This window comes from Pseudomonas fluorescens (assembly GCF_018614775.1).
Taxonomy (GTDB): Bacteria; Pseudomonadota; Gammaproteobacteria; order Pseudomonadales; family Pseudomonadaceae; genus Aquipseudomonas; species Aquipseudomonas fluorescens_BY.
The window spans coordinates 14,285-27,299 of the sequence record NZ_JAGGOF010000010.1 but is presented as its reverse complement, the minus strand read 5'-3'; the positions used below and the strand labels follow the sequence as shown (position 1 = coordinate 27,299).

Genomic DNA, 13,015 nt, shown 5'->3' with positions numbered 1-13,015 from the left:
AATAACTGTCACACGACTGCAATATTTCCGTTATCTAATGCGGCGCAAGACAGTTAAATGACAAGAGGATTACCCCATGGTTGGCAGGAGCATTCTGATCGTCGACGACGAGGCGCCCATCCGCGAGATGATCGCCGTTGCGTTGGAGATGGCCGGCTATGACTGCATGGAAGCAGAGAACTCTCAACAGGCCCACGCCATCATCGTCGACCGCAAGCCCGACCTGATCCTGCTGGACTGGATGCTGCCCGGCACGTCAGGCATCGAACTGGCACGACGGCTCAAGCGCGACGAGCTGACCGGGGATATCCCGATCATCATGCTCACCGCCAAGGGCGAAGAGGACAACAAGATCCAGGGCCTGGAAGTCGGTGCCGACGACTACATCACCAAGCCGTTCTCCCCACGGGAGCTGGTGGCGCGCCTGAAGGCGGTGCTGCGCCGGGCCGGGCCGACCGACGGTGAAGCGCCGATCGAAGTCGGCGGCCTGCTGCTGGACCCGATCAGCCACCGCGTGACCATCGACGGCAAACCCGCCGAGATGGGCCCTACCGAATACCGCCTGCTGCAGTTCTTCATGACCCACCAGGAACGCGCCTACACCCGCGGGCAGTTGCTGGACCAGGTCTGGGGCGGCAACGTCTATGTCGAGGAGCGCACCGTGGACGTGCACATCCGACGCCTGCGCAAAGCCCTCGGCGATGCCTATGAGAATCTGGTACAAACCGTGCGCGGCACCGGCTATCGTTTTTCGACAAAGGCATGAGAAAAGCAGCCACGAGTTTCAAGCTACAAGCTGCAAGCAAGAGCCACTACCGACCCGCTCCAAACTTGCAGCTCGAAGCTTGCAGCTTTCAGCTGCTTCCGAAGGAAGCCCCGTGAATCAAAACTGGCATGGCACCCTGATTCGCCACATGTTGTTGCTGGTGACCGGCAGCCTGGTCGTCGGCCTCGTCACTGGCTATTACGGCTGGAGCCTCGCGGCGGGCCTGGGGTTGTACCTGGCCTGGACCCTCAAGCAATTGCTCCGCCTGCATGAATGGCTGCGCCTGCACCAACCCGACGAAGCCCCGCCCGACGGCTATGGCCTGTGGGGCGAGGTATTCGACAGCATCTACCACCTGCAACGCCGCGACCAGCGCGTGCGCGGCCGCCTGCAAGCGGTGATCGACCGGGTCCAGGAGTCCACCGCCGCGTTGAAAGACGCCGTCATCATGCTCGACAGCGACGGCAACCTGGAATGGTGGAACCGCGCCGCCGAGACCCTGCTGGGCCTCAAGACGCCCCAGGACAGCGGCCAGCCGGTAACCAACCTGGTGCGCCATCCGCGCTTCAAGGAATATTTCGAGCAGGACAATTACGCCGAGCCGCTGGAAATTCCTTCGCCCACCAACGACCGGCTGCGCATCCAGCTGTACATCACCCGCTATGGCAACAATGAGCACCTGATGCTGGTGCGCGACGTCACGCGCATCCATCAGCTGGAACAGATGCGCAAGGATTTCATCGCCAACGTGTCCCACGAATTGCGCACGCCGCTGACGGTGATCTGTGGCTACCTGGAAACCCTGCTCGACAACGTCGAGGACGTGAACCCGCGCTGGAGCCGGGCCTTGCAGCAGATGCACCAGCAAGGCGGACGCATGCAGACCCTGCTCAACGACTTGCTGCTGCTGGCGAAGCTGGAAGCCACCGACTATCCGTCGGACAACCAGCCAGTGCCCATCGACGACCTGCTGCAGACCATTACCGAGGATGCCCAGGAGCTGTCCGGCCCCAAGCAGCAGACCATCACCCTGGAAGCCGACCCGGCCGTGCAGCTCAAAGGCAGCGAGGCGGAACTGCGCAGCGCGTTTTCCAACCTGGTGTTCAACGCGGTCAAGTACACACCCGAGCAAGGCCGGATCCATGTGCGCTGGTGGGGCGACGAACAAGGCGCGCACCTGAGCGTGCGCGATTCGGGCATCGGTATCGACAGCAAACACTTGCCGCGCCTGACCGAGCGCTTCTACCGCGTCGACTCCAGCCGCAACTCCAACACCGGAGGTACCGGCCTGGGCCTGGCGATCGTCAAGCATGTCCTGCTGCGCCATCGCGGGCGCATGGAAATCAGCAGCGTGCCCGGCCACGGCAGCACGTTCACCTGCCATTTCACCCAGGCACAAGTGGTTCGTGCGCGCCTCGCCAGCCCGGCCGATTGATACCGGCCGGCATTCCCCCCTAGGCAACTGCCGAGTCAGCCGCTACATTGGCTGACTTGTGCCTGCCTTTTCAGGCGCTCATTTCCAATTTCCACGCACCTACGGAACCCGCAAAACTCCATCATGGACCCTTCCCCTGGCTTGTCCCTCGTTACGCTCTTTGCCGAATTCGGCATGATTCTTTTTGCTCTGATCCTGGTTTTGCTCAACGGCTTCTTCGTTGCGGCCGAATTCGCCATGGTCAAGTTGCGCTCGACCCGGGTCGAGGCCATCGCCGACAAGAACGGCTGGCGCGGGCATATCCTGCGCACTGTCCACAGCCAGCTCGACGCCTACCTGTCGGCCTGCCAGCTGGGTATCACCCTGGCTTCGCTGGGCCTGGGCTGGGTCGGCGAGCCGGCGTTCGCACACATTCTCGAACCGCTGCTGGACGCGGTCGGCGTCCAGTCGCCGGAAGTGATCAAGGGCGTGTCGTTCTTCACTGCGTTCTTCATCATTTCGTACCTGCACATCGTCGTTGGTGAGCTGGCGCCCAAATCCTGGGCGATCCGCAAACCCGAGCTGCTGTCGCTGTGGACCGCCGTGCCGCTGTACCTGTTCTACTGGGCCATGTACCCGGCGATCTACCTGCTCAACGCCAGCGCCAACGCGATCCTGCGCATCGCCGGCCAGGGTGAGCCCGGCCCGCATCATGAGCATCATTACAGCCGTGAAGAACTCAAGTTGATCCTGCACTCCAGCCGCGGCCAGGACCCCAGCGACCAGGGCATGCGCGTATTGGCCTCGGCCGTGGAGATGGGCGAGCTGGAAGTGGTGGACTGGGCCAACTCCCGGGAAGACCTGGTGACGCTGGAGTTCAACGCGCCGCTCAAGGAAATCCTGGCGATGTTCCGTCGCCACAAGTTCAGCCGCTACCCGGTGTACGACAGCGAGCGCCAGGAGTTCGTCGGCCTGCTGCACATCAAGGACCTGCTGCTGGAACTGGCGGCCCTGGATCACATCCCGGAGTCGTTCAACCTGGCCGAACTGACCCGGCCGCTGGAGCGCGTGTCGCGGCACATGCCGCTGTCGCAGCTGCTGGAGCAGTTCCGCAAGGGCGGCTCGCACTTCGCCGTGGTCGAAGAAGCCGACGGCAACATCATCGGTTACCTGACCATGGAAGACGTGCTGGAAGTGCTGGTGGGCGACATCCAGGACGAACACCGCAAGGCCGAGCGCGGCATCCTCGCCTACCAGCCAGGCAAGCTACTGGTTCGCGGTGACACGCCACTGTTCAAGGTCGAGCGCCTGCTGGGCATCGACCTGGACCACGTCGAGGCCGAGACCCTGGCCGGGCTGGTCTACGAAACCCTCAAGCGGGTGCCGGAAGAGGAAGAAGTGCTGGAAGTCGAAGGCCTGCGGATCATCATCAAGAAGATGAAAGGGCCGAAGATCATTTTGGCGAAGGTGTTGATGCTCGGTTGAACCGTTGACTCCAGGTCCGCGGCGCTCCCTTCGCGAGCAGGCTCGCTCCCACGGGAGATTGCATTCCAATGTGGGAGCGAGCCTGCTCGCGGAGGCGCCAGTACCCGCGACACATCACTGCTTGCCCAACGCAAAGTTGGGCAGCTCACCCACCGGTTGATTGAACTGGTAGGGAATCGACACCAGCCCCAACCCGGTGTTGCGCTGCACCACGAAATGCAGGTGCGGGCCCGAGCTGTTGCCGGTGTTGCCCGACAGCGCCAACGGCGAGCCCACCGTCACCCGCTGCCCTTCCCGCACGCTCACCGAACCTTTCTGCAGGTGCAGGTAGACGCCCATGGTCCCATCATCGTGCAACACTCGTACGAAGTTGCCCGAGGGGTCATCGCCACGCCCGGTCTGCTCGTTCTCGGTCTTGATCACTACGCCGCCGCGCGCCGCGATGATCGGTGTGCCCTCGGGCATGGCGATGTCCATGGCGTAGCGGTTTTTCGGGCCATAGTGACTGTACTGGCCGTTGGCGCCCTGGCTCAGCCGGAACGGCCCACCGCGCCATGGCAGCGGGTAGCGATAGGCCTGCGCGGCGTCTGCCGGGTCGCCCAGGGAATATTCGAACCTGGGGGTGTACACCAACGGCTTTCCAGGCTGAGAGGCCGTGAGCAACGCCAGGCGCAAGTTGCTGCGGGCCGGCAGCACCCGACGAATCGGCCGGCTCGGCGCCCCGCTCACATTGTGCAAGCCGGCGAAACTCAGCTCGATCTCCACCGGCGCGTACAAGTCATTGCGCACGAACACCGCGTCCACCCCCTTCTGCTTCTTGATATCGAGGAAGACTTGCCGCTCCAGGTGCTCGACCATGCGGTCGCGGAACACGAACACCTGGGCGCCCCGGCTGGGGCGGTCGCTATAGGACACCACGCCATTGGCGTCAGTGGATTTGTAGATGGTCATCGCCATGGCCGAGGTGGAGGCCAGGACAAGACCGCAGGCGAACAGCAGGGGCGCGAGCATGGGCAAAGGTTCTGTCGAAAGAATGAAGGCCTGCACAGCAGCCTAGCAGCTGGGATGGACCAGCGTAGTCGACGGATGTTTCAAAATTGGATCAGAGCGGTGATCGTTCCCACGCTCCGCGTGGGAACGATCTCTGAGGATCAGGCACCCGGCACGAAGTGCTTCTGGGCGGTGCCGCGGGCGATCAGGCGCGAGATGTAGTCGAGTTTCTGCGGGTCTTTGTCGACGAAGCGGAAGGTCAGTTGCAGCCATTCGCTGTCAGGGGTCTGCTCGTGGGCCACGATGGCGTGCAGGTAGCCGTTCAGACGAGCGGTTTCAGCGTTGTCGCCCTGCTCCATGTCCAGCACCGCGCTTTCGAGCACTTGCGGCAGGGTCTCGGTGCGCTTGACCACCAACAAGGCTTCCTTGAGGCTCAGGCCCTTGATCACACAGGGCTGGGTGCCGCTGGACAGGCGCAACTGACCCTGGCCACGATTGCCGGCAAGCGTCGCGGAAGCTGCGGGGGCCTTGACGGGCGGGCTGTTCAGCAAGCCACGGGCGGGTGCGGCAGCGGCTGGAGCGGCGGCAACGGCAGCGGCAGCAACCGGCGCAGCCTTGCCACCGGTGAGGGCGCTCAGGGAGTCATTACCGAACGCCGAATTCATCTTGGTCGGGGCACTGCTCATCAGCGTGTCGAGCTTGCCGACCTTGTGCATCGCCTGCTTGACCTTGGTCAGCAGTTGCTCGTTGGTGAACGGCTTGCTGACGTAGCCGGAAACGCCGGCCTGGATCGCCTGGACCACGTTTTCCTTGTCACCGCGGCTGGTGACCATCACGAACGGCATGCCCTTGAGGTTGTCCTGCTGGCGGCACCAGGTCAGCAACTCCAGGCCGGACATTTCCGGCATTTCCCAATCGCACAGCACCAGGTCGAACGCCTCGCGAGCCAGCAGGGCCTGGGCTTTCTTGCCGTTCACCGCGTCTTCGATACGCACGCCCGGAAAGTAGTTGCGCAGGCACTTCTTCACCAGGTCACGAATGAACGAAGCATCGTCCACGACCAACACACTGACCTTACTCATCCAGATACACCTCTAAAAAATCCCGGCAAGCATACCGCTTTTACTAATGGCACATTGCCTAAAAGCTTCAGTCACGCCGGGACTTTTCGTTCGCGGGGTGCTGCTTTCGATTAAAAAAAACCCAAAAAAAAGCCCGACCAGAAGGCCGGGCGCTTTTCTTGGCAATCTTACTTATCGTCAGTTTCGCCCGGAACATTAGCAGTTTCGGACGGCATGCCTTCAACTTCTTCTTTCATTCGCTTGAGCCCCATGTGCCGTACATCGGTACCGCGCACCAGGTAGATCACAAGTTCGGAGATGTTGCGCGCATGATCGCCGATACGCTCCAGGGAACGCAGCACCCAGATGATGCTCAGCACCCGCGAGATTGAGCGCGGGTCTTCCATCATGTAGGTCGCCAGTTCACGCAGGGCGGTCTTGTACTCGCGGTCGATGATCTTGTCGTACTGGGCCACCGACAACGCCAGGTCGGCGTCGAAACGGGCGAAGGCGTCCAGCGCATCGCGGACCATGTTGCGCACCTGGTCGCCGATGTGGCGAACCTCGACGTAACCGCGCGGGGCTTCGCCTTCTTCGCACAACTGGATGGCCCGACGGGCGATCTTGGTGGCTTCATCGCCGATGCGCTCGAGGTCGATCACCGATTTGGAGATGCTGATGATCAGGCGCAGGTCGGAAGCCGCCGGCTGGCGACGAGCCAGGATACGCAGGCATTCCTCGTCGATGTTGCGCTCCATCTGGTTGATCTGGTCGTCGATCTCGCGCACTTGCTGGGCCAGGCCGGAGTCGGCCTCGATCAGCGCGGTGACCGCGTCGTTGACCTGTTTTTCCACCAGCCCGCCCATGGCCAGCAGGTGGCTGCGCACCTCCTCGAGCTCAGCGTTGAACTGTGCGGAAATGTGGTGGGTAAGGCCTTCCTTCGAAATCATGGGTTTTGCTCCGCAAAAGCTGTGAGCTGCAAGCTTCAAGCTGCAAGCTGATGTGTGTCGTTACGCTGAACTGCTTTTACTTGCCGCTTGAAACTTGCGGCTCGCAGCTGCCGCTAGCCGTACCGGCCCGTAATGTAGTCTTCGGTCTGCTTCTTGGCCGGGTTGGTGAACAGGGTGTCGGTGTCGCCGAATTCCACCAGTTTGCCCATGTACATGAACGCGGTGTAGTCGGAAACCCGCGCCGCCTGTTGCATGTTGTGGGTCACGATGACAATGGTGAATTTGGACTTGAGTTCGTAGATCAGTTCTTCGACTTTCAGCGTCGAGATCGGGTCCAGGGCCGAGCACGGCTCGTCGAGCAGCAGCACTTCCGGCTCCACGGCGATGGTGCGGGCGATCACCAGGCGTTGCTGCTGGCCACCGGACAGGCCCAGGGCCGATTCATGCAGGCGGTCCTTGACCTCATCCCACAGCGCCGCGCCCTTGAGCGCCCATTCCACGGCCTCATCAAGAATGCGCTTCTTGTTGATGCCCTGGATGCGCAGGCCGTAGACCACGTTCTCGTAAATGGTCTTCGGGAACGGGTTGGGCTTCTGGAACACCATGCCCACGCGCCGCCGCAGCTCGGCCACGTCCTCGCCCTTGCGGTAGATGTTGTTGCCGTAGAGGTTGATTTCACCTTCGACGCGGCAACCGTCCACCAGGTCGTTCATGCGGTTGAAGGTGCGCAGCAAGGTCGACTTGCCGCAACCCGACGGACCGATGAACGCGGTAACGCGCTGCTTCGGGATGTTCAGGCTGACGTCGTACAGCGCCTGCTTCTCGCCGTAGAACAGGCTCAGGCCGGGCACTTCGATGGCGACGGTTTCCTGGGCCAGGTTCAGGCTCTGCTTGTCGCGACCCAGGGCCGACATGTTGATGCCGTGTGTCTGTGCTTCGTGTTGCATGGGAGGCTCCCTGTGCTAACAAATTCGGTTCGGTTGTGTGGGAGCGAGCTTGCTCGCGATTCAGGCGACTCGGTTTGACTTTGAACCGAGGCGATACCATCGCGAGCAGGCTCGCTCCCACAGGAAATCAGTGTGTAATCAACTATCGAGTGCCTTGTACTTCTCGCGCAGGTGGTTGCGGATCCACACCGCCGACAGGTTGAGCGTGGCGATCACCAGCACCAGCAACAGGGCCGTGGCGTATACCAGCGGTCGCGCCGCTTCGACGTTCGGGCTCTGGAAGCCGACGTCATAGATGTGGAAGCCCAGGTGCATGATCTTCTGGTCCAGGTGCAGGTACGGGTAGTTGCCGTCCAGCGGCAGCGACGGGGCCAGTTTCACCACGCCCACCAGCATCAGTGGCGCCACTTCACCGGCGGCGCGGGCCACGGCGAGGATCATGCCGGTCATCATCGCCGGGCTCGCCATCGGCAGGACGATTTTCCACAGGGTCTCGGCCTTGGTCGCGCCAAGGGCCAGGGAGCCTTCGCGCACGGTGCGCGGGATCCGCGCCAGGCCTTCTTCCGTCGCCACGATCACCACCGGCACCGCCAGCAGCGCCAGGGTCAGCGATGCCCAGAGCAGGCCCGGGGTGCCGAAGGTCGGCGCCGGCAAGGCCTCGGGGAAGAACAGCCGGTCGACCGAGCCACCCAGCACGTAGACGAAGAAGCCCAGGCCAAACACGCCGTAGACGATCGCCGGCACACCGGCCAGGTTGTTCACCGCAATGCGGATCAGTCGGGTCATCGGCCCCTGGCGGGCGTACTCACGCAGGTAGACCGCTGCCAGCACGCCAAACGGCGTGACGATCATCGCCATGATCAGGGTCATCATCACCGTGCCGAAAATCGCCGGGAAGATCCCGCCTTCGGTGTTGGCTTCACGCGGATCGTCGCTGAGGAACTCCCAGACCTTGCTGAAATAGAAGCCGACCTTGGTCAAGGTGCCCATGGCGTTCGGCTGATAGGCATGCACCACCTTGCCGATGCCGATCTCCACTTCCTTGCCGTTGGCATCGCGGGCGGTCAGGCTGTCGCGGTTGAACTGCGCATGCAGGTCGGACAGGCGCGCTTCGATGTCCTTGTAACGGGCATTGAGTTCGGCACGCTCGCTGTCCAGGTCGGCCTGGGCAGCGGCGTCGAGCTTGCCGTCCAGTTCCAGTTTGCGTCCGTGCAGGCGGATACGCTCCAGGCCGGCGTTGATCGCACCGATGTCGGATTTTTCCAGGGTCTTGAGGTCGCCGGCCAACTGGTTGACGCGTTTCACCCGGGCCTGCAGTTCCGGCCAGGCGGCCTCGCCCTCGGCGATGACCTTGCCGTCTTCCTTGACGTTGACCAGGTAGCCGTAGAAGTTGCCCCACTCACGACGCTCGATCGCCATCAGTTCCGGCGGCGTGGTCTGGTTGGTCAGCCATTCGCCAACGATCCAGGTGAAGTCGGTGCCGTTCAGGTCACGGTTGCCGACCTTGACCAGTTCGCGGGTCATGAACTCGGGGCCTTCGTCCGGCACCGGCAGGCCGGCGCTTTTCAGGCGCTCGCGAGGCACTTCTTCCTTCTGCACCACTTCGCCCACCACCAGGTGCGCGGGCATGCCCGGCACGTTGTAGTTGGCGTGGATCAGGTCCGCCGGCCAGAAGTGGCCCAGGCCGCGCACGGCAATCACTGCCAGCAGGCCAATGGTCATGATGACCGCGATGGACACCGCGCCACCGCTGATCCAGACGCCGGGGGCGCCGCTCTTGAACCATCCTTTCAGGGAGTTCTGTTTCACAGACTTCTACCTTTCTTAAAGCGACGAATATTTCTTGCGCAGACGCTGACGGATCAGCTCGGCGAGGGTGTTCATGACGAAGGTGAACAACAGCAGCACCAGCGCCGACAGGAACAGCACGCGGTAATGGCTGCCACCGACTTCCGATTCGGGCATTTCCACCGCCACGTTGGCGGCCAGGGTGCGCAGGCCTTCGAACAGGTTCATTTCCATGACCGGGGTGTTGCCGGTGGCCATCAGCACGATCATGGTCTCACCCACCGCACGGCCCATGCCGATCATCAGCGCCGAGAAAATGCCCGGGCTGGCGGTGAGGATCACCACGCGGGTCATGGTCTGCCACGGCGTGGCACCCAGGGCCAGGGAGCCCAGGGTCAGGCCGCGAGGCACACTGAACACGGCGTCTTCGGCAATGGAATAGATGTTCGGGATCACTGCGAAACCCATCGCCAGGCCCACCACCAGGGCGTTGCGCTGGTCGTAGGTGATGCCCAGGTCATGGGAGATCCACATGCGCATGTCGCCGCCGAAGAACCAGGCTTCCATATACGGGCTCATGTACAGCGACAGCCAGCCGACGAACAGGATCACCGGAATCAGCAGGGCGCTTTCCCAACCATCCGGCACCTTCAGGCGAATGGACTCAGGCAGGCGGCTGAAGGCGAAGCCGGCCACCAGGATGCCAATCGGCAGCAGCATCAGCAGGCTGAAGATCCCCGGCAGGTGGCCTTCGACGTACGGCGCGAGGAACAGGCCGGCGAAGAAACCGAGGATCACCGTCGGCATCGCTTCCATCAGCTCGATCACCGGCTTGACCTTGCGACGCATGCCCGGGGCCATGAAGTACGCGGTGTAGATCGCTGCGGCCACTGCCAGCGGCGCGGCCAGCAACATCGCGTAGAACGCCGCTTTCAAGGTACCAAAGGTCAGCGGCGAAAGGCTCAGCTTGGGTTCGAAGTCGGTGTTGGCGGCGGTCGATTGCCAGACGTACTTGGGTTCGTCGTAGTTTTCGTACCAGACCTTGCTCCACAACGCGCTCCACGACACTTCCGGGTGCGGGTTGTCCAGCAGCAGCGGTTGCAGTTTGCCGCCCTGCTCGACGATCAACCGGTTGGCCCGTGGCGACAGGCCGAACAGGCCCTGGCCGTCGACCACCTGGTCCACCAGCAAGGTGCGGTGGGCGGTGCTGTGGAACACGCCGAGCTTACCGGCCGCGTCGAGGGCAACGAAGCCTTTGCGACGTTCCTCGGCGGTGATTTCAACGATCGGTGTAGTGCCCATCTGGAACGTGCGGATCTGCTTCAGGCGCTGCTCACCGTCAGGATCGCGGGCCATGAACCATTGGCTGAGACCACCCGCGGAGTCGCCGACAATCAGCGAAATGCCACCCACCAGCTGGGTTGCAGCGGTGACTTGGGCTTCGCCGTTCTCCAGCAGTTTATAGCGACCGTTGAGGCTCTTGTCCCGCAGGCTGAACACGTCGGCCTGGGCCCGTCCATTGATCACGTACAGCCATTGCTGGCGCGGATCGACGAAGATGTTCTTCACCGGCTCGGTCATTTGCGGCAGCTCGATACGCGCCTGCTCGCTGGTGACTTCGCCGGTCATCATGTTTTCTTCGCGGCTGAGGGACAGCACATGCAACTGGGCGCCACTGGAACCGGCCAGCAGCAGGGTCGAATCGGTGGCGTTGAGGCTGACGTGCTCCAGGGCCGCGCCCTGCTCGTTCAAGACGATCGGCGTTTCGCCGTACGGGTACTCGACAGCGGGCGAAATGGTTTTCTTGCCGTCCGGGTAGCTGACCTTATAGGTGTGGCGGAACACCAGGGCCTGGCCGTTGGACAGGCCGATCACCACCAGCGGGCTGCCGGGCTGATCTTCGCCAATCGAAGTCACCTGGGTGCCCGCCGGTACCGGCAGGTCGACACGGCGCAGTTCGGCACCGTTGCTGATGTCGAAAAACAGCGCCTGGCCCTTGTCGGAAACCCGCATCGCCACTTGGTTCTGCTCTTCGATGGAGATCATCAGGGGCTTGCCGGCGTCCTGCATCCAGGCCGGGGTGATCGAGTCCTTGGCGGTCAGGTCCGCGCCCTGGAACAGTGGCAGCACCACATAGGCCAGGAAGAAGAAGATCAGGGTAATGGCGGCGAGCACGGCGAGGCCGCCCACCAGGACGTACCAACGGGTCAGGCGGTCCTTGAGCGCGCGAATACGGCGCTTGCGTTGCAGCTCAGGCGTATTGAAGTCAATGCGCTTGGGAGGGGAAGTCGTAGTCATTGTGGAATTGGCCAGATCATTCATGCGCACACCCTAGCGATCCTGTATGACAGAAAGATGACAATGCAGTGACGCAACAAATCCGCCGCCCGTGGAAGCTGGCAGCGGACAGAAAATTCGTGTCTGTGGGAGCGGGCTTGCTCGCGAAGGGGCCAGCACATTCGACATGGATGTCGACTGATCAACCGCTTTCGCGAGCAAGCCCGCTCCCACATGAGGCCGGGCATTTGGCCCGGACTCAGGTCTTACTGCTTGGCGACGCTGCCGCCTTCCGACAGACCCAGGTCAGCCAGGGCCTTGGCGGCTACCTTGGCTGGCAGTGGGATGTAGCCGTCCTTGACCACGACTTCCTGGCCTTGCTTGGACAGGACCAGCTTCACGAACTCGGCTTCCAGCGGGGCCAGAGGCTTGTTCGGCGCCTTGTTGACGTACACGTAGAGGAAGCGCGACAACGGGTATTTGCCGTTCAGGGCGTTTTCTTCGCTGTCTTCGATGAACTCAGTGCTGCCTTTCTTGGCCAGGGCCACGGTCTTCACGCTGGCGGTCTTGTAGCCGATGCCCGAGTAACCGATGCCGTTCAGCGAAGAGCTGATCGACTGCACGACCGAAGCCGAGCCAGGTTGCTCGTTGACGTTGGCCTTGTAGTCGCCTTTGCACAGGGCTTCTTCCTTGAAATAGCCGTAGGTGCCAGATACCGAGTTACGACCGAACAGTTGCACTGGCTTGTTGGCCAGGTCGCCGGTCACGCCCAGGTCACCCCAGGTCTTGACGTCGGCTTTACCGCCACACAGACGGGTGGACGAGAAGATCGCATCGACCTGTTCCATGGTCAGGTGCTGGATCGGGTTGTCCTTGTGCACGAATACCGCCAGGGCGTCCACGGCAACCGGGATAGCGGTTGGCTTGTAGCCGTACTTCTGCTCGAAGGCCTGCAGCTCGTTGTCCTTCATCTTGCGGCTCATCGGGCCCAGGTTGGAGGTGCCTTCGGTGAGTGCGGGCGGCGCGGTGGAAGAACCGGCGGCCTGAATCTGGATGTTTACGTTCGGGTATTCTTTCTTGTAGTTCTCGGCCCACAAGGTCATCAGGTTGGCCAGGGTATCGGAGCCGACGCTGGACAGGTTGCCCGATACACCAGTGGTCTTGGTGTAGCTCGGGATCGCAGGGTCAACAGCGGCAACCGCGTTGGCAGTCGCAACGCCAGCGGCGACAAAGGTCATTGCCGCCATCAAACGCTTCAGTTTCATGCCTTACTCCTAGCAGATAGGGTGTGTTAAGTCGGCCAAGTATCGGTAAGCCGTGTGAACACTCTATGGCTG

The 13,015-nt window shown here is 62.2% G+C and carries 10 protein-coding genes; 3 read left to right on the top strand and 7 right to left on the bottom strand.

The window, feature by feature from the left end:
* Positions 1-76 precede the first annotated feature (76 nt).
* The 3 genes from phoB (at position 77) to J7E36_RS02615 (ending at position 3,665) form a co-directional block, all read left to right on the top strand.
* Positions 77-766 (top strand): phosphate regulon transcriptional regulator PhoB, encoded by a 690-nt coding sequence (phoB, locus tag J7E36_RS02625; protein WP_003177195.1) that lies wholly within the window; start codon positions 77-79, stop codon positions 764-766.
* A 148-nt stretch (positions 767-914) separates the two neighbouring features.
* Positions 915-2,201: a phosphate regulon sensor histidine kinase PhoR gene (gene phoR / locus J7E36_RS02620; protein WP_231286326.1), complete on the top strand. Its 1,287-nt coding sequence runs from the start codon at positions 915-917 to the stop codon at positions 2,199-2,201.
* A 123-nt stretch (positions 2,202-2,324) separates the two neighbouring features.
* Entirely contained in the window at positions 2,325-3,665 is a 1,341-nt protein-coding gene (locus tag J7E36_RS02615; RefSeq protein WP_214999590.1) for a hemolysin family protein, read from the top strand.
* A 114-nt stretch (positions 3,666-3,779) separates the two neighbouring features.
* Here the strand turns inward: J7E36_RS02615 and J7E36_RS02610 are convergent, their stop codons facing one another.
* The 7 genes from J7E36_RS02610 to J7E36_RS02580 form a co-directional block, all read right to left on the bottom strand.
* Positions 3,780-4,676: a peptidoglycan DD-metalloendopeptidase family protein gene (locus J7E36_RS02610; protein ID WP_214999588.1), complete on the bottom strand. Its 897-nt coding sequence runs from the start codon at positions 4,674-4,676 to the stop codon at positions 3,780-3,782.
* 140 nt (positions 4,677-4,816) lie between these two features.
* The gene (locus J7E36_RS02605; protein WP_214999586.1) at positions 4,817-5,737 is read right to left on the bottom strand and encodes a response regulator; all 921 of its coding nucleotides are present in this window, start codon (positions 5,735-5,737) and stop codon (positions 4,817-4,819) included.
* 167 nt (positions 5,738-5,904) lie between these two features.
* A complete protein-coding gene (gene phoU / locus J7E36_RS02600; protein WP_214999584.1) occupies positions 5,905-6,666 on the bottom strand; it encodes a phosphate signaling complex protein PhoU in 762 nt (253 codons plus the stop codon).
* A 113-nt stretch (positions 6,667-6,779) separates the two neighbouring features.
* A complete protein-coding gene (gene pstB, locus J7E36_RS02595; RefSeq protein WP_214999582.1) occupies positions 6,780-7,613 on the bottom strand; it encodes a phosphate ABC transporter ATP-binding protein PstB in 834 nt (277 codons plus the stop codon).
* Between the two features lie 138 nt (positions 7,614-7,751).
* Positions 7,752-9,422 (bottom strand): phosphate ABC transporter permease PstA, encoded by a 1,671-nt coding sequence (gene pstA, locus J7E36_RS02590; protein WP_214999580.1) that lies wholly within the window; start codon positions 9,420-9,422, stop codon positions 7,752-7,754.
* 15 nt (positions 9,423-9,437) lie between these two features.
* On the bottom strand, positions 9,438-11,471 hold the full coding sequence (locus tag J7E36_RS02585) for an ABC transporter permease subunit (protein WP_214999834.1): 2,034 nt from the start codon (positions 11,469-11,471) through the stop codon (positions 9,438-9,440).
* Positions 11,472-11,944: 473 nt separating this feature from the next.
* Positions 11,945-12,943, bottom strand: coding sequence for a phosphate ABC transporter substrate-binding protein PstS (locus tag J7E36_RS02580; RefSeq protein WP_214999578.1), 999 nt, complete (start codon positions 12,941-12,943; stop codon positions 11,945-11,947).
* Between the last annotated feature and the right edge of the window lie 72 nt (positions 12,944-13,015).